This window comes from Cupriavidus sp. IK-TO18 (genome assembly GCF_015549295.1).
Lineage (GTDB): Bacteria > Pseudomonadota > Gammaproteobacteria > Burkholderiales > Burkholderiaceae > Cupriavidus > Cupriavidus oxalaticus_A.
Window position 1 is genome coordinate 185033 of record NZ_JADGMP010000005.1, and the last position, 16282, is coordinate 201314.

The window sequence follows — 16282 nt, forward strand, 5'->3', positions numbered from 1 at the left end:
TGAAGTTTTGATGTGTTCAATCCAGGCTGCGCAGCACGGCGCGCACCGGGCTGGCATCGAGCCCGGCAAAGCGCAGCGGCAGCGCGATCAGCTCGTAGTCGCCTTCGTCGACGTCATCCAGCACGATGCCTTCCAGGATTGCCAGTCCATGCCGGCGCACGGCGTTGTGCGCGTCCATGGTCTTGGATTCCTGCGGGTCGAGCGAAGGCGTGTCGATGCCGACCAGCTGCACGCCATGCGATGCGAGCAGCGCGATGGTCTCGGCGGCGACAGCGCAGAAAGCGGGGTCCCATTGCGCCAGTGGCGCCTGCCGGTAGGTGCGCAGCAGCACGCGCGGCGGCAGGTCCCGCAGCGCGTGCTCGACATGGCGCGGTTCCACCACCGGCGATGCGCCGATGCAGTGGATCACCCGGCAGGTGCCGAGGTACGGCGTCAGCGGCACGTCGCCGATCGGCGCGCCGTCGGCCGCATAGTGCAGCGGCGCGTCGGCGTGGGCCCCGGTGTGTGGCGACAGCGTGATGCGGCCGACATTCACCGGGCAGTGTTCGTCCATCTGCCACGCGGGCGCTTGCTGGAACGGTGTGTCGCCGGGCCACACCGGGGTGGCCGGGGACAGCGGCGGGCTGATGTCCCACAGCCGGCGTGGGTCTTGTCTGGGGGCGGTCATGGAATGGGGCGGCGATGCCGTCTTTGTCTGCCTCGATGTCGGCATATTAGACAAATTCCCCGGGAAGAGGCTTGCGAAATGAGCGGTCCGGCACGTCATCTTTCGCATAAAATTCGAATATCTACATATTCATCGCAGGAAATTCGAATGACCCTCGATCCCATCGATCTGCGCATTCTCGCGTGCCTGCAGGAGAACGGCCGCATCAGCAACCAGGACCTGGCCGACCGGGTGGCGCTGTCGCCTTCGGCATGCCTGCGTCGCGTACGGTTGCTGGAAGAGTCAGGAGTGATCGGCGGCTACCGCGCCTGGTTCGATGCCGAGCAGCTCGGGCTGGAGCTGGAGGCCATCGTGCAGGTGTCGATGCGCCATGACGTGGAGGGCTGGCACGACACCTTTATCGCCGCGGTCCAGTCCTGGCCCGAAGTGCTGTCGGCGTACATCATCACCGGCGACAGCAACTACATCCTGCGCGTGCAGGCGCGCAACCTGAAGCACTACTCGGATTTCATCGTGAACCGGCTGTACCGCACCAAGGGCGTGATGGATATCCGCTCGAACATCGTGCTGCAGCGGATCAAGACCGACAGCTCGCCGCTGGCGATCCTGAAGGCGGCAGGGGAAGACGCCTAGCGCTGCGTGTGCAGCGCGATCAGCTGGCGCAGCGTTTCCTTGAGCTGCGCCCCTTGCTCGGGGCCGAAATCGTTCAGCACCGCGTGCTCATGCTGGGCGGCGCGTTCCAGCAGCGGCCTGGCCAGCGCCAGCCCGCGCGGCGTGATCGAGATCAGCGCATGGCGGCGGTCGGTGGTGCCGGCGGTGCGCTTGACCAGCCCCTCGGCGGCCATGCGGTCGACCAGCTTGGTCAGCGTGGGCTGCTTGGTCAGCGTGATTTCGGCCAGCGCGCCGATGGTGCAGTCGGCGCGGTCGGCCAGCGTCGCCAGCACGCGCCATTCCGGCACAGACAGGCCGCGGGCTTCGACCTCGCGGTGGAATTCGCCGGAAATCAGATGGCTGGCGCGGGCCAGCAGGTAGGCCAGGTAGCCGTCGACGAAAGGCTGGTCCGCCATGATGGAGCCGCAGGCGCTCAGGGTTCGAGCGGACTGGTGGTGGAGAACTGGCCGCCCTGGAACACCAGCGGGCCATCGGGGCCTTCGAGCACGCCGCAGCGCTCGACCTCGCCGACGAAGATCACATGGTCGCCCTCGTCGTAGCGGCTGCGGTTATGGCATTCGAACCACGCCAGCGCATTGGCCAGGATCGGCAGGCCGGTGGCCGACAGCCGGTAGTCGACGCCCGCGAAACGGTCGCCCTTCAGCGTGGCGAAGCGCTGGCACAAGTCCAGTTGCGACGCTGACAGCACATTGATGATGTAGTGGGTGCCGTCGCGGAACATCGGCAGGCTGTTGGCGCGCGTGGCCATGCTCCACAGCACCAGCGGCGGATCCAGCGACACCGAGTTGAACGAACTGGCGGTGATGCCGATGAACGGCGGCGCGCCGGCCGCGACCGATTCGGCGCTGGCGCGGGTGGTGATCACCGTCACGCCGGTCGCGAACTGCGACAGCGTGCGGCGGAAATGCTGCGCATCGAAGTCCGGTGCGGCGGCGACGTTGGCGATCCGTGGCTGGGCCTCAGGCACGCCCATTGGGGCTCCACTGGAGTTCATGAAATTTCATATATATTATTCGCGCCAGGGACTTCAACCAAGTCCGCCGACACGCCGCCCTGCAGCGGGTGCCGGCCAGGATACAAAAAACAGCGCGGCGCATGCCGCCAAGAAAACACGCAGGAGACAAGACATGCTCATCGAGCAGATCGAACACCGATGGCTGGCGGCATTCCGGCGCACCCTGGAACTCTGTGCCCTGCAGGGCGCGGAAGTTGTTGGAATTGTAACGGAGTCGCAATCCCGCCCTGTCAACGTGGCCTTGGCCGAGCTGGCGGTGCAGTCGCTGGGCGCCACGCCCGTCCGGATCCAGGTGCCGACACCGGCGCTCAGTGCGCCGGCGCCGGTACGCTCGACCGGCGCCAGCGATGCCCTGCAACACCTCGCCCCGGTCGTGGCCGCACTGTCCCGCTGCCACCTGGTGCTCGACTGCACCGTCGAAGGCCTGTTGCATGCCCCCGAGTTGCCGCTGATCCTGCGCGGCGCCGACGGCGTGGTGCCGCGCATGCTGATGGTCAGCAACGAACATCCCGAGATCCTGGAGCGCTGCCAGCCTGACCCGGCGCTGGAAGGCACGGTGCGCGCCGCGATGAAGCGCCTGCGCGGCGCGAAAGAAATGCGCGTGCATTCGGCCGCCGGCACCGAGCTGCGCATCGGCCTGGCCGACGCTCGCGTGGGCGGCGTCTGGGGCTTTTGCAACAAGCCGGGGCAGGTCTCGCACTGGCCGGGCGGCCTGTGCCTGGCGTTTCCGGCCAGCCGCCAGGTCAACGGCACGCTGGTGCTGGCGCCGGGCGATGTCAACCTGACCTTCAAGACCTACCTGCGCGACACCGTGGTCTGCCATATCGAGGACGACTACATCGTCGCCGTCGAAGGGCAGGGCGTCGACGCCGACATGATGCGCGGCTATTACCAGGCATGGGCCGACCGCGAAGGCACGCGCGACGCGTACGCGGTCTCGCACGTCGGCTGGGGCCTGAACCGGACGGCGCGCTGGGATGCGCTGGCCTTCTACGACAAGCGCGACTGTAACGGCACCGAACTGCGCGCGTTCGGCGGCAACTTCCTGTTCTCCACGGGCGCCAACGAGGTGGCGGGCCGCCATACGCTGGGCCATTTCGACCTGCCGCTGCGCAACTGCACGGTCTCGCTCGACGGCCGCAATGAGGTGGAGGCAGGCCAGCTCGTGGAGATGCAGGCATGAGCGCTCCCAACCTCCGCAGGCACGCCAACGGCATCGCCACGCTGGAATGGGGTGACGGCGAGGGCCCGGTCGCTGTCGTGATGCTGCACGGGATCGGCGGCGGCAAGGCCGCGTGGCCGGCGCAGGGCGAGGCGCTGGCGCAGGCGGGCTACCGCGCGCTGGCGTGGGACATGCCCGGCTATGGCGACAGCGCCATGATCGACCCCTACGATTTCGACGGCCTGGCCGGCGCGCTGGCGCCGCTGCTGCAGGCCGAGCGCGATGCCGGCCGGCGCGTGGTGCTGCTCGGCCACAGCATGGGCGGCATGGTGGCGCAGCAGGCGTATGCCGCCACGCCGGCGCTGGTCGACGGCATGGTGCTGTCCGGCACGTCGCCCGCATTCGGCAAGGGCGACGGGCCGTGGCAGCGCGAGTTCATCGCCGCGCGCACCGCGCCGCTGGACGCCGGCAAGAGCATGGCCGAGATGGCGGCGGGGCTGGTGCGCACGATGGTGGCGCCGGACGCCGACGCGCCCGCGGTGGCCTTCGCCACGAGCGTGATGGCCGCCGTGCCCGCACCCGCCTACCGCGCCGCGCTGGGGGCGCTGGTGCGCTTCAACCAGCGCGACGCGCTGCCGCACATCGCCGTGCCGGTGCTGGCGCTGGCCGGCCAGCACGACACCAATGCCTCGCCCGAGGTGATGCAGCGCATGGCGCAGCGCATCCCCGGTGCCGAGTACCTCTGCCTGCCCGATGTCGGCCACCTGGCCTGCATGGAGCGGCCGGCGGCCTTCAACGCGCCCGTACTCGCTTTCCTCCAGCGGCATTTCCCGGTGCGCTGAAACGCGCGCCGGTCCCGAAGTCCCTGAAAACCAGATCAACGGCGCAGGTCCATATCGGCCCGCGCCAAGGAGACCGCGACATGCCTTCCGGCCAGCTCGACTTCATTCCTGCCGTTGGTACGGCGGATTTCACCCCGCGCCAGGCGCGCCTGCTGGCGCTGGCCAACCGCCTGGGCCGCGAACGCTTTGCCGCGCGCGCTGGCACCTGGGACCGCGAGGCCAGCTTTCCGTTCGCCAACTACGACGACCTGCGCGAAGCCGGGCTGCTGGCCCTGTGCGTGCCGGAAGCCTTCGGCGGCGAGGGCGCGGACTTTGCCACCTATTGCATGGTGGGCGCCGAGATCGGCCGCTTCTGCGGCGCCACGGCGCTGACGTACAACATGCATATCTGCTCGACCATGTGGACCGGCACGCTGTCCGATGGCATCGAGATGACGCCCGGACAGCGCGCCGAGCACGAGGCCCGCCGCGCGCTGCATTTCGCACGCGTGGTGCGCGACGGCGCGGTCTACGCGCAGCCGTTCTCCGAAGGCTCGGCGGCGGCCGCCGGCAAGGCGCCGTTCGGCACCACCGCGCGCAAGGTCGAAGGCGGCTGGGTGCTGAATGGCCGCAAGATCTTCGCCTCGCTGTCGGGCGCGGCCGACTACTACGGCATTCTCTGCACCGAGGACCGCGGCGACCAGCATCCCGACATGCGCGATACCCTCTATATCGCCGTGCCGGGCAAGGCCGACGGCCTCACCGTCACCGGCGAATGGGATCCGATGGGCATGCGCGGCACGGTCTCGCGCACGCTGCTGCTCAAGGACGTGTTCGTGCCAGACCAGGAGCAGCTGATGCCGCGCGGGGTCTACTACCGCGCCGCGCAGACCTGGCCGGCCATGTTCTTCACGCTGTCGCCGACCTACCTCGGCGTGGCGCAGGCCGCCTACGACTTCACCGTGCAGTACCTGCGTGGCGAGGTGCCGGGCCAGCCGCCGGTCAAGCGCCGCATGTACCCGACCAAGCAGATCGCGGTGGCGCAGATGCGCATCCAGCTGGAGAGCATGCGCTCGATCTTCTGGCGCGTGATCCATGAAGCGAAGCCGAACCCTTCCAAGGACGAGCGCCTGCGCCTCTACGCCGCGCACTACACCGTGATGGAAGGCGCCAACGATATCGCACGGCTGGCGATCCGAACCTGCGGCGGGCAGTCGATGCTCAAGGACCTGCCGCTGGAGCGCCTGTACCGCGATTCGCGCTGCGGCGCGCTGATGCTGCCCTGGACCGCCGAACTGATCCTGGACCGCATGGGCCGCGAAACGCTGTACGAATCCGGCGAGCGCGACGAATGAGCGGCGCCCGCCCTGGCCCTGGCCCCTCCCGTCCCGGTGCCGCCGGACTCGGCGCGCTGCCGGCCATGCTGTGGGCGCATGCCGAGGCGGCGCCGCAGCGGCCCGCACTGCATTACCTCGGCCGCACCTTCAGCTACGGCGAGCTGTGGCGCCGCGTGGAGCGCGCCAGCGCCCACCTGGCGGCGACATGGGCCATCCGCCCCGGCGACCGGGTCGGCACGCTGTGCCTGAACCATGAATTGCAGCTGGTGCTGCTGTTCGCCTGCGCGCGGGTCGGAGCGATGTTCGTGCCGCTGAACTACCGGCTCGCCGCGGCCGAGCTGCATGCCATCGCCGGCCATGCGCAGCTGGCGCTGCTGTTCCACGATGACGCGCATGCCGCGCTGGCGCCGGAGGCCGGCGCCAGCCAGTGCCGGCTGGCGCATCTGGAACGCATCATCGATCACCCGGCGCCGGCCGTCGCCAGCTTCCCGCACGTTGCCGGCGACGCGCCGCTGCTGCTGGCCTACACCTCGGGCACTACCGGCAAGCCCAAGGGCGCGGTGCATACGCAGGCCGGGCTGCTGGCCAATGCGCGCGCCAGCTGGTGGGCGCACGGCATGACGCCGGACGATCACGTGCTGTCGGTACTGCCGGCCTTCCATGTCGGCGGCCTGTGCATCCAGACGCTGCCGGCGCTGCTGGCCGGTGCGCAGGTGACGCTGCATGACCGTTTCGCGCCCGGCGCGTGGCTGGCGTCGGTCGCGCAAGCGCGCCCGAGCCTGGCGCTGATGGTGCCGGCCACGCTGCGCGCGGTGCTGGAGCATCCCGGCTGGGACGGCGCCGACCTGTCGCCGCTGCGCGGGGTGATGGCCGGCTCCTCGACCATCCCACGGTCGTATATCGACGCGTTCCACGCGCGCGGCGTGCCGCTCGGCCAGGTCTATGGCGCGACCGAGACCGGACCGGTGTCGGTGGTGCTGAAGCTGGAAGACGCGATGGCGCGGCCCGGCTATGCCGGCTGGCCGGTGCCGGAGGTGACGGTGCGGCTGGCTGGCGCGGATGGTCCCTGCGGCGCCGAGGTAGCGCAGGGCGAAGTCGGCGAATTGTGGGTGCGCGGCGCCAACGTCATGGCCGGATACTGGAACCAGCCCGCCGATGGCCTGCCCGGCGGCTGGTTCCGCTCCGGCGACCTGGCCCACCGCGATGCCGACGGCTGCATCGAGGTGGTCGGCCGCAGCAAGGACATGATCATTTCCGGCGGCGAGAACATCTATCCGGCCGAGATCGAGAATGTGCTGCTCGGCCTGCCCGGCGTGCAGGAGTGCGCAGTGGTGGGGGTGGCCGACGCGCGCTGGGGCGAGGTGCCGGTGGCGGTGATCGTGCCGGCGCCGGGCGCCGACCGCGCGCCGCTGGCCCCGGCGCCGGTGCGCGAGGCGCTGGCCGCCCGTATCGCCCGCTTCAAGCTGCCGCGCGAGGTGGTGCTGCTAGACGACCTGCCGCGCAGCGCGCTGGGCAAGGTGATGAAGCCCCAGTTGCGGGCGCTGCTGGAATCGCAACGCCAAGGCGACCACGCCGGCTGACACGGCAGTCCAGCCGCATGGCCGATGCGCGCACGCCCGTCTGCGCTTATGCTTGAGGTCCGTGACACCGGACAACCATAGACATAGACCAGCCAAGGGAGCGGCGCACATGGAACAACGATTTGATACGGCCACGCTGGGGGGCGGGTGCTTCTGGTGCCTGGAGGCGGTCTACCAGCAGGTCAAGGGGGTAGTCGCGGTGGAGTCGGGCTATACCGGCGGCCATGTGGATCATCCGACCTACCAGCAGGTGTGCGAGGGCGATACCGGCCACGCCGAAGTGGTGCGCGTCACTTTCGACCCGTCCGTGATCACTTTCCGCGAGATCGTCGAGATCTTCTTTGCCATCCACGACCCGACCACGCCGGACCGGCAGGGCAACGACGTCGGGCCGCAATACCGCTCGGTCATTTTCACGCACTCGGAAGCGCAGCGCGCCGTCGCCGAGTACGTAATGCGTGAACTGGCCACGGCCAAGGTCTTCGATGCCCCGATCGTCACCCAGGTCGAGCCCGAGCAGCCGTACTGGCGCGCGGAAGAGGGCCACCAGAACTACTTCCAGGACCACCCGAGCCAGGGCTACTGCGCCTTCGTGATCTCGCCCAAGCTGGCCAAGTTCCGCAAGCAGTTCGCCGCCAAGCTGCGGGTGTAGCGGACGCTTACAGCCGTGCGGCGATGGCCTCGGCCAGCCGCACGATGCTCAGCGGCGCGCAGCCTTCGGCATTGTTGCTGACGATGACGATGGCGAGCTGGCCGGCGCGCAGGGTGCCCGCCACGACGTCGGCGATGGCATCGCGCGTGCCGGGATCGTCGTCGACGATGCGGTCGAAGGGCGCGTACAGCTTCTCGGCATACGCGTAGGGCCTGCCCGCATGCAGCATCCAGCGCAGCAGCAGCGGCCCGGGGCCGGCTTCATCCATCAAGGCCTGCGCTGCGGCCTGGCGCGGCACCGCCGGCAGGCGGTCGCGCGCCGACAGGCAGAAGCGCGCGCCGTGGCGGCGCAGCAGCTTGATATAGCGCGGCGTCAGCAGCGCCGGGTCGCGCAGCTCGACGGCATAGCAGGCATGCGGCGTGATGGACGGGTCCAGCGGCGGCAGCGCGCCCAGGAACGCGTCGAGCCGCTCCAGGAATACGCCGCTGTCCGCCAGGCTGCCCATCGGCGACAGCTGGAACAGCAGCGGCCCGCATTTGCCGCCGAGGCCGGCGCTCGCCGGGGCGATGAAGTCGCGCACCGCGATCTCCGCGTCCAGGAACGCCGCGTTGGCGAGCCGGCCGGCGCCGTCCGAGCCGCGCAGCCAGGCGTCGCAGACGCTGGCTGGCGCCTTGACCACGAAGCGGAAGCCGTCCGGCACTTGCGCCGCGTAGGAAAGGTAGTCGGCCAGCGGGATCGGCCCGTAGAAGCCGCGATCGATCCCCGCCGCGCGCAGCAGCGGATGGCGCGAGTATGCGGCCAGTCCCTTGCGCGACAGCATGCTGTCGCCGTACTCGCCGTCGTAGACCAGCTGGTTCCAGCCGGGGTATGCCCACGACGAGGTGCCGAAGTAAAGGCTGGCGGGCAGGCGCGCCGACAGCGCGCGCAGTGCCTCGTCCATCGGCGCGGGTTGCACGCCCTGGGCACGGACGGACTTTGCGGGAGGGGCGGGAGCTTGTTGCGGGGCGGGCACGGGCAGCCCGCCAAAGAGGTCTTCAGTCAATCGCTTCGGTTTCGGGTTCGGTATCGTTCAGTCGTTGCGCCCGATGGGCTGCTCATAAATATAGCGGCGCGACCAAGGCACCGTGCCCGACGACATCCCGGCCTTGTGGCAGACCACCTGGTAGATCGACATCTTGTCGGTCTCGAAGGCATGCGAGCAGCCGGCCAGGTACACGCGCCAGATGCGGTACTTCTTCTCGCCGACCATATCGCGGATGGTTTCGCCCTTTGCCTCGAAATTATCGGCCCAGTGGCGCAAAGTCTGCGCGTAGTGGCGGCGCAGCAGTTCCACGTCGATCGCCTCCAGGCCGCCTTGCTCCAGCGTCTTCAGCACCAGCCCGATGTGCGGCAGTTCTCCTTGCGGGAACACGTAGCGGTCCATGAACTCGGCGCCGTCCATCGGCGTCTGGCCGTTGTCGGGATCGGGCGAGGTGATGCCGTGGTTCATCGCGTAGCCGTCATCGGCCAGCAGTTCGCGCATGCGGCGGAAATATCCAGGCAGGTTGTCCTTGCCCACGTGCTCGAACATGCCGACGCTGGTGATACGGTCGAAGGTGCCGGTGGTGTCGCGGTAATCCTGCAGCCGGATCTCGATGCGGTCGGACAGTCCTGCCGCCCTGACGCGCTCGGCGGCCAGGTCAAACTGGTTCTGCGACAGCGTGATGCCCACGCAGCGCGCCCCGTACTTCTGCGCGGCGCGCAGCACCAGCGCACCCCAGCCGCAGCCGATGTCCAGCAGCGTCTGCCCGGGCTGCAGCCGGATCTTGGTCAGGATATGGTCGATCTTCTTCAGCTGCGCGGTGGCAAGGTCCTCGTCGCCGTTCTCGAAATAGGCGCACGAATACACCATGTTGGGATCGAGCCAGAGCTTGTAGAAGTCGTTGGAAACGTCGTAGTGGTACTGGATCGATTCCCGGTCTTCCTGCCTGGTGTGCGAGAAATGCTGCGCCACCCGGGCCAGCGCGCCGCCGGCGCGCCGCGTGGCAGCCGCCGACATGCCATAGCCGACCTTGATGATGTCGGCCAGCCGGCCGTCAAAGTCGATCTTGCCCTGCACGTAGGCCTCGCCCAGGTTGTCCAGGCTTGGCGTCAGCAGCAGCGGCAGTGCCGCGGCCTCGCGCACGGTCAGCGTGACCTGCGGCTTGTCGAAATGGCCCAGGGCATATTCGGTGCCATTCCACAGGCGCAAGCAGACCGGCAGGTTGGCATTGTCACGCAGGTCGGCGATCCAGTTGTCGAGTTGCTTTTCCAGGGCTTGCTTGAAAAACATGCGCTTTACCTCCCGATGGTTGCGGCACGCGCTCGACCGGTCCTCCGGACAAGGCAGGTACTGCCCCGAGCCTTGACCCGAGTCCGTCGCGAGCGCTTGCGTAAAAATCACCAAGCGACGCCAGTCCCACTTTAGTCGAATTCCGCGGGCAGTGCAGCGCACCCTCGGGAAGCCCCCGGGACAGACCCGTCCGGACCTCCGTGGCCAGCGCGTCAGGGCGAAAGGCGCACGATCTGCCAGGCACCGCCCGGCTGGACGCGATAGGCGATGCGGTCATGCAGGCGCGAAGGGCGCCCCTGCCAGAATTCCATCGCGGTCGGCACCAGCCTGTAGCCGCCCCAGTGCGGCGGGCGCGGCGGGTTGTCGCCGAACTTGCTGCGGTATTCCAGCTCGCGCTGCTCAAGCACGTCGCGGCCGGGCACTTCGCGGCTTTGTTCGGAAGCCCACGCGCCCACGCGCGAGCCGAGGGGGCGCGAGGCGAAATAGGCGTCGCTCTCGTCGTCGGCAACTTTTTCGACGATGCCTTCCACGCGCACCTGGCGCTCCAGCTGTACCCAGTGGAACAGCAGCGCGGCGCGCGGGTTTGCCGCCAGGTCCAGCCCCTTGCGGCTCTCGTAGTTGGTGAAGAAGGTGAAGCCACGGTCGTCGATGCCCTTGAGCAGCACGATGCGCGCGGAAGGCTGGCCATCGGCGCCGACAGTGGCCAGCGTCATGGCATTGGGTTCGGGCAGCTTGGCCGTGACCGCCTCGTCGAACCAGCGCTTGAACTGGCTCATCGGGTCGGGGGCCACGTCGGTTTCGGACAGCGAGCCCAGGACATAGGTACGGCGGAGGTCGGCGAGTTGAGTCATGTCGCAATCATCGGAGAATCGGTCGGGATGCGCGGCGGGCCCCGGGGGCGAGGGCGCAGGTCCGGCTGATTCGAGTATAGCGAATGCTTCGCGGGCCGCATTTGCGCGCCGGCAAGGCGTGCGGGCGGCGTCACAGCGGACAGGGCGCGCGCCGGGGCTCAAGCCGGCGGCAGCGCCCGGCGTCCCTGGCGCCGCGAGTAGTAACCGGCCACGCCCATGGCTCCGGCCATCGACAGGAAGATTGGCAGCATGCCAAGCGCCGTGCCGACCACGCCGAAGGTCAGCGGCCACACTACCTGGCTGGTATTGAGCACCGCGGAGCGCAGGCCCAGCGCCTCGCCCGCGCGCCCGTGCGGCGACACCGTGTGCAGGATGTTCATGACATTGGGCTGCGCGCTGCCCAGCGCCAGCCCGAGCACGAAGGCCAGCCCGCACATCAGCCAGAAATGCGTGACGAACGGGTAGGCCAGGTAGGCCAGAGCGCCCACCAGCAGCGCGGTGCGGATGATCTTCCACTCCGACAGGCGGCGCGACACCACCGGCATCGCCACGCGGATAATCAGCGTGGCAATGGCGAAGGCGCCCAGCACCCAGCCGATCGACGACGGCGACAGCCCGATGCGCGAGCCCTGGATCGGGATCAGGAAGGCATGCAGGTCCCAGGCCGCCGACAGCACCGCGCTGGCGACAAAGACGGCGCGCAGCTCGGGATACTGCAGCAGGTCCAGCGTGGAGCGGCGGCTGCCGTCCTCGATGGCGATGCGGCCGGCATTGCCGCCCTGCGCCGGCAGCCGCGGGCGCACCCACTGCAGGCCGGCCTGGCCGACCAGCGCCACCCCGACCAGCACGGCAAAAGCGGGGCGGAATCCGGCATGCTCGATGACGTAGCCCATCACCACCGGCCCCAGCGTGCCCGACACCGACAGCCCGAGCGCGTGCCAGGTGTAATTGCGCAGCCGCGTCTCGTTGGTCGAGACCTGGCCGATCAGCAACTGCATTGCCACCTGGACCAGCATGAAGCCCACGCCGATCAGCGCGCACGACAGGTACAGCGCATCCAGTTCATGCCACAGCGCCGGCAGCAGCGTGCCGGCCACTAGCATCAGCGAGCCGGCGGTCATCGGCTTGCGTGGACCGATCTCGTCGATGCGCTTGCCGGCGCGGATCGCGAGCAGCATCGGCAGCAGCGCATACAGCGACATCAGCACGCCGAGCGTGACTGTGGAAGCCTTGAGGGAAATCGCGAAGAGCGACACCACCACGCGGCTGGCGTTGAATGCCACGTGGTTGCACACCGTCAGCGCGATCAGCCAGGTGATCGGCGGGACGGCGGTGTGCGGCAGCGACATGGGGGCGGGCGAGTGGCGTCGTGGGGCCGCGCTCGTGGGCGGCCGGCGGCCGTGCCGAGGCGGACAACAAAAAACGAAAACAAGCGGAAACAAAGGGCGGCCGCAGCCGCGCCTTCCGAAGAATGCGAACGGGCGAACCCGCCTCGCATCCGATGCTTGCCATGCTTAAACTTCTTGTAAATGGCCGTTTAATTATGCGCCGCATGTGGGCGAGTTACAACGGCAATCTGCGACGGGATGTCGCAGCCGGCGGAAGTGTTGCTGTTTCGCTTCAGACAACTGCAGACATGTCGCCACGCGGCGACATTCCCGGCAAGGCGCCGGGGTGTCCATTGGCTCAGCCGCCCTTGTATAGCGCCGCGTCGTTGTCCGGGCGCAATGGCTTGCGCGCTTCGCGCTCTGGCGGGGGCGACCGGTGTGCAGGGCGGCCGGCCTGCGCCTCGGCCTGTGCGGCGGTGCCGGGCGTTTCCGGCGGGATCGGCTTGCCTGCGGTCATGCCCGCGGTACCGCCGGCCTTTGGATCCTTATAGGTCTTGCCGGGAGGCGGCGCGAGCGGGCGCTTGCGCAGGTCGGCCAGCAGTGTGGCGCACTTGCTGCTGTCGCCGCCGGGCGACAGGTCCACCAGCGGCAGTACCGCGGTGGCGACCGGCGCCACCAGGGCGAGCGACAGCGCCCCGCCGGCGCGCAGCGCCAGCACGCCGATGTCGGGGCTGACGGTCGGCTTCTTCATGGTTCCGCCCACGTACAGCGGCGAGCGCAGGGAAAAGATGCGCAGGCCCTTGGAGTCCGGATGGATCGTCAGCGCCAGCCGCTCGCTGCGCAGGTCGATGCCGCCGGTGGTCACGATGACGGCATCGTCGGTATCGAGCACGAAGGTGCGCGCGCGTGCGATGCCATTGGTAAAGGCAAAGTCACTGACGCCGCAGTTGATCTGCACCGGCCGGTCGCCGAACAGCTTGTTGATCACCAGGCTGCCCACGTTCAGGCCGATCGCTTCCAGGATGAACTTGCTGACGGTGCCGTTCTCTACCAGCAGCTTGGCCTCGCCGTTGGATGTTCCCAGCAGTGTCCCGACCGAATTGCCGGTGGCGGACAGCCTGGCGCTGCCATTGAGTTCGCCGATGCTGGCGCGCATCAGGTCGATGGTGGGAAACAGCTGCTTGAGCTTCATGTGGCGCGCGGTCATGTCGACCATCGCGCCCATTGGCTCGCGCTTGCCGTCCAGGCGCACGTTCGACACGAGGTTGCCGCCGGCCACGCCGAAGTTGAGCGGATCGAGCAGCAGCACGCCATCCTGCAGCTTCAGGTGAGTGACCAGGTTGGTGATGGGCAGGTCCGCGTCGCGGATGATGCGCTTGCCAGTGAAGTGCACGTCGGCATCGATCTTGTCCCAGCGCTCGGTACGGAACGGCGCCACCGGCAGGGCCTTGTCGGGCGGCTGCCGCACCGGGCTGTCCTTGGCCGGTTGCCCGGGCTTGGCGTCGGCGCCGATCAGCGGCGCCAGGTCGACGAAGCGCAGCTGGTTCGACTGCAGGGTGCCGGCCAGCAGCGGGCGCGGCTCGCGCTTGGTGAAGGTCAGCGTGCCGGACAGGTCGCTGCCGCCGACACGGCCGGTGAACTTCTGGTACTCGTAGATCGAGCCTTCCTTGCGCAGCGTGGCCATCAGCCGGCCGCGGGTTTCATAGGGTGGGGTCGACGGCAGCACCACGCCGGTGAGCGCATATAGCTTGGCCATGCTGTCGCCGGCCAGCGTCAGGTGGACGTCGACCGCGGCCAGGTGGGCGGGATTGGTCACGGTGCCTTCGATGAGCGCGCGCGTGGTGCCCACGCGCACATCGGCCAGGAACGGGAACGGCACATCGGTATTGCGCAGGCTCAGCACGGTGCCTGCCTTGCCGCTGGCATTGATGGTGGCATCGTTGTAGCGGCCGGTGGCTTTCCAGCGCAAGCCGTAGCGGTCGTTGCCGGCGGTGGCCGAGGCGGGCGGACCCGATGCAGACGGCGCCGAGGCGGACGGCGGGGACGTTGCCGACGGCGCGGATGCCGCCGCACCGCTGGCGGGCGGCCCGGGCGGCACGGCGGAAGCCTGCGGCCCGACCAGCGCGCCGTCGCGCGCCTTGTCATAGAGCGGGTTGTCGCCGATGGTGTCGAGCTGGGCCTGCAACTCGATCTTCTTGAACTGGTCGGCCAGCGCCAGGTTGCCGCGCGCCAGCACTACTTCGCCAATATCCAGCTCCCATTTTGACGGGCCTTTCTTGGGGCCGAACTCGAGCGTCCAGTTGTTGCGCGAATCGGCCAGCCGCTCCAGCCAGACCGCGGGGCTGTCGACGACGATGGTGGGCACGGCGATCTGGTGCGCCAGCAGCGGGATCGGGCGCAGTACGAAGATCAGTTCGCGCACGGTGGCGAGGTGGGGCTGGCTGGCCCAGTCGGTATTGGCGATGGTGATGTCTCGAGCCGACAACCGCGGCCACGGCACCAGCGTATGCCAGCCGGTCTCGCCCTCGCCGCGGCGCCAGGTCACGGTAAGGTCGCCGTTGATGGCAAAGGGACGGCCGATGGCCTCGGAAACCTTGTCGTTGAGCCAGGGTTTGACGCGGTTCCAGTCGAAGGTCAGGAACAGGATGACCAGCAGCGCGATCAGCGCGATCGGTGTCAGCACACTCCACAGGACGACCTTGCGGCGCATGGGCATGAGGGGGGCTCCTCTATGGCGGGGCAGGTCCGCTGGTACCGGCCGGCCCGAAAGGCCTGGTGGGGGCTTGCCGGGCCTTGCGTAGGGCGGCGAACGGACCACTGCAGGTCTATTGTATAGTTGCGCGCTTTCCGTCTTTGTCGGGGATTGGCTGACATCGCCGCCGGATAATGCCGGTTTTTTCTGCCGGCGCGGCCCCGGCCGCGGCCGCCTCGTCCCCACTCCGAGCCCTCAGCATGAACGATGCCGCACACCCCTTGCCTGGCGAGCTTTCCGGAGACCTCCCCGGTCATCTGCCTGGCCTGCCCGAGCCGCTGACCCACGAAAGCCCGGCCGACGACGACTACCACCGCCGCTTCGGCGGCGTCGCGCGGCTGTATGGCGCTGCCGGGCTGGCACGGCTTGAGGCGGCCCATGTGTGCGTGGTCGGCATCGGCGGCGTGGGCAGCTGGGCCGCCGAGGCGCTGGCGCGCAACGCGGTCGGCCGCATCACGCTGATCGACCTCGACCATATCGCGCTGTCCAACACCAACCGGCAGGTCCACGCGCTGGGCGATGCCTACGGGCGCGCCAAGGTCGAGGCCATGGCCGAGCGCATCGTCGCCATCAACCCGCGCTGCCGGGTGACGCAGGTCGACGACTTCGTCACCACCGACAACGTGCCCGTGCTGCTCGGCGCCGGCTATGACTACGTGATCGACGCCATCGACGCCGTGCGCGTCAAGACTGAAATGCTCGGCTGGGCGCGGCGCCAGGGCGTGCCGGTGATCACCTGCGGCGGCGCCGGCGGCCAGCTCGATCCCACGCGCGTGCGCATCGACGACCTGGCGCGCACGATCCAGGACCCGCTGCTGTCCAAGGTGCGCGCGGGGCTGCGCAAGCAGTGGGGTTTCACGCGCGACCCCAAGAAGAAGTTCGGCATTGCCGCGGTCTATTCCGACGAGCCGCTGCAGTATCCGGAGCCTGAGCAGCAGGCCTGCGAGATCGACGAGGCGCCGCCGCACGATGGGCACGCCGGCCATCCGGTTGCGAGCGGGCCGCAGGGGCTGGCCTGCGCGGGCTTCGGCTCGTCGGTGGCGGTGACGGCCGTGTTCGGCTTCGTGGCGGCGTCGGCGGCGATCGGCGCGATCGTGCGCGGCTAAGGCCGCACAGCGTCAGCCGCCGCACAAC

General features: G+C 68.8%; 15 protein-coding genes. 7 read left to right on the forward strand and 8 right to left on the reverse strand.

The window, feature by feature from the left end; translation table 11 throughout:
• Positions 1 to 16: 16 nt before the first annotated feature.
• Positions 17 to 667, reverse strand: coding sequence for an arylformamidase (gene kynB / locus IPF36_RS03300; protein ID WP_195427324.1), 651 nt, complete (start codon positions 665 to 667; stop codon positions 17 to 19).
• 147 nt (positions 668 to 814) lie between these two features.
• On the opposite strand from kynB, the gene IPF36_RS03305 reads away from it, so the two are divergent.
• Positions 815 to 1300, forward strand: a complete 486-nt coding sequence (locus IPF36_RS03305) for an Lrp/AsnC family transcriptional regulator (protein ID WP_133092408.1) — start codon at positions 815 to 817, stop codon at positions 1298 to 1300.
• Here IPF36_RS03305 and IPF36_RS03310 read toward each other — a convergent pair.
• Complete coding sequence (locus tag IPF36_RS03310) at positions 1297 to 1734, reverse strand: MarR family winged helix-turn-helix transcriptional regulator (RefSeq protein ID WP_133092407.1); 438 nt, start codon at positions 1732 to 1734, stop codon at positions 1297 to 1299. The two genes, IPF36_RS03305 and IPF36_RS03310, sit on opposite strands and share 4 nt — an antisense overlap.
• 17 nt (positions 1735 to 1751) lie before the next feature.
• The gene (locus tag IPF36_RS03315; RefSeq protein ID WP_195427358.1) at positions 1752 to 2312 is read right to left on the reverse strand and encodes a flavin reductase family protein; all 561 of its coding nucleotides are present in this window, start codon (positions 2310 to 2312) and stop codon (positions 1752 to 1754) included.
• Between the two features lie 154 nt (positions 2313 to 2466).
• On the opposite strand from IPF36_RS03315, the gene IPF36_RS03320 reads away from it, so the two are divergent.
• From IPF36_RS03320 to msrA, 5 genes are all read left to right on the forward strand, one after another.
• A complete protein-coding gene (locus tag IPF36_RS03320; protein WP_195427325.1) occupies positions 2467 to 3537 on the forward strand; it encodes a peptidase M29 in 1071 nt (356 codons plus the stop codon).
• The gene (locus IPF36_RS03325) at positions 3534 to 4358 is read left to right on the forward strand and encodes an alpha/beta fold hydrolase (RefSeq protein ID WP_195427326.1); all 825 of its coding nucleotides are present in this window, start codon (positions 3534 to 3536) and stop codon (positions 4356 to 4358) included. The genes IPF36_RS03320 and IPF36_RS03325 overlap by 4 nt, the downstream gene beginning before the upstream one ends.
• A gap of 80 nt (positions 4359 to 4438) precedes the next feature.
• Positions 4439 to 5692: an acyl-CoA dehydrogenase family protein gene (locus tag IPF36_RS03330; protein WP_195427327.1), complete on the forward strand. Its 1254-nt coding sequence runs from the start codon at positions 4439 to 4441 to the stop codon at positions 5690 to 5692.
• Positions 5689 to 7254, forward strand: coding sequence for a class I adenylate-forming enzyme family protein (locus IPF36_RS03335; RefSeq protein ID WP_195427328.1), 1566 nt, complete (start codon positions 5689 to 5691; stop codon positions 7252 to 7254). The genes IPF36_RS03330 and IPF36_RS03335 overlap by 4 nt, the downstream gene beginning before the upstream one ends.
• Positions 7255 to 7363: 109 nt before the next feature.
• Complete coding sequence (gene msrA / locus IPF36_RS03340; protein WP_133092401.1) at positions 7364 to 7906, forward strand: peptide-methionine (S)-S-oxide reductase MsrA; 543 nt, start codon at positions 7364 to 7366, stop codon at positions 7904 to 7906.
• A gap of 7 nt (positions 7907 to 7913) precedes the next feature.
• Here the strand turns inward: msrA and IPF36_RS03345 are convergent, their stop codons facing one another.
• From IPF36_RS03345 to IPF36_RS03365, 5 genes are all read right to left on the reverse strand, one after another.
• Positions 7914 to 8948 carry a DUF72 domain-containing protein gene (locus tag IPF36_RS03345; protein WP_135705680.1) on the reverse strand — a complete coding sequence of 345 codons (1035 nt, stop codon included), beginning with the start codon at positions 8946 to 8948 and terminating at the stop codon, positions 7914 to 7916.
• A 27-nt stretch (positions 8949 to 8975) separates the two neighbouring features.
• On the reverse strand, positions 8976 to 10217 hold the full coding sequence (locus tag IPF36_RS03350) for a cyclopropane-fatty-acyl-phospholipid synthase family protein (protein WP_135705679.1): 1242 nt from the start codon (positions 10215 to 10217) through the stop codon (positions 8976 to 8978).
• Between the two features lie 212 nt (positions 10218 to 10429).
• Positions 10430 to 11068: a pyridoxamine 5'-phosphate oxidase gene (pdxH, locus tag IPF36_RS03355; RefSeq protein ID WP_133092398.1), complete on the reverse strand. Its 639-nt coding sequence runs from the start codon at positions 11066 to 11068 to the stop codon at positions 10430 to 10432.
• Between the two features lie 158 nt (positions 11069 to 11226).
• A complete protein-coding gene (locus IPF36_RS03360; RefSeq protein ID WP_195427329.1) occupies positions 11227 to 12417 on the reverse strand; it encodes an MFS transporter in 1191 nt (396 codons plus the stop codon).
• 337 nt (positions 12418 to 12754) lie between these two features.
• Entirely contained in the window at positions 12755 to 15112 is a 2358-nt protein-coding gene (locus IPF36_RS03365; RefSeq protein WP_135705676.1) for an AsmA family protein, read from the reverse strand.
• Between the two features lie 236 nt (positions 15113 to 15348).
• On the opposite strand from IPF36_RS03365, the gene tcdA reads away from it, so the two are divergent.
• Positions 15349 to 16254, forward strand: coding sequence for a tRNA cyclic N6-threonylcarbamoyladenosine(37) synthase TcdA (gene tcdA, locus IPF36_RS03370; protein ID WP_240745892.1), 906 nt, complete (start codon positions 15349 to 15351; stop codon positions 16252 to 16254).
• The last annotated feature ends 28 nt before the right edge of the window (positions 16255 to 16282 follow it).

Bases quoted from the DNA above. Each gene is read 5' to 3' on its own strand.
- msrA (WP_133092401.1), top strand. From the start codon at position 7,364: ATGGAACAACGATTTGATACGGCCACGCTGGGGGGCGGGTGCTTCTGG.
- IPF36_RS03305 (WP_133092408.1), top strand. From the start codon at position 815: ATGACCCTCGATCCCATCGATCTGCGCATTCTCGCGTGCCTGCAGGAG.
- IPF36_RS03310 (WP_133092407.1), bottom strand. From the start codon at position 1,734: ATGGCGGACCAGCCTTTCGTCGACGGCTACCTGGCCTACCTGCTGGCC.
- IPF36_RS03320 (WP_195427325.1), top strand. From the start codon at position 2,467: ATGCTCATCGAGCAGATCGAACACCGATGGCTGGCGGCATTCCGGCGC.
- IPF36_RS03325 (WP_195427326.1), top strand. From the start codon at position 3,534: ATGAGCGCTCCCAACCTCCGCAGGCACGCCAACGGCATCGCCACGCTG.
- IPF36_RS03315 (WP_195427358.1), bottom strand. From the start codon at position 2,312: ATGGGCGTGCCTGAGGCCCAGCCACGGATCGCCAACGTCGCCGCCGCA.
- IPF36_RS03360 (WP_195427329.1), bottom strand. From the start codon at position 12,417: ATGTCGCTGCCGCACACCGCCGTCCCGCCGATCACCTGGCTGATCGCG.
- tcdA (WP_240745892.1), top strand. From the start codon at position 15,349: ATGAACGATGCCGCACACCCCTTGCCTGGCGAGCTTTCCGGAGACCTC.
- IPF36_RS03365 (WP_135705676.1), bottom strand. From the start codon at position 15,112: ATGCCCATGCGCCGCAAGGTCGTCCTGTGGAGTGTGCTGACACCGATC.
- IPF36_RS03330 (WP_195427327.1), top strand. From the start codon at position 4,439: ATGCCTTCCGGCCAGCTCGACTTCATTCCTGCCGTTGGTACGGCGGAT.
- IPF36_RS03350 (WP_135705679.1), bottom strand. From the start codon at position 10,217: ATGTTTTTCAAGCAAGCCCTGGAAAAGCAACTCGACAACTGGATCGCC.
- IPF36_RS03335 (WP_195427328.1), top strand. From the start codon at position 5,689: ATGAGCGGCGCCCGCCCTGGCCCTGGCCCCTCCCGTCCCGGTGCCGCC.
- kynB (WP_195427324.1), bottom strand. From the start codon at position 667: ATGACCGCCCCCAGACAAGACCCACGCCGGCTGTGGGACATCAGCCCG.
- pdxH (WP_133092398.1), bottom strand. From the start codon at position 11,068: ATGACTCAACTCGCCGACCTCCGCCGTACCTATGTCCTGGGCTCGCTG.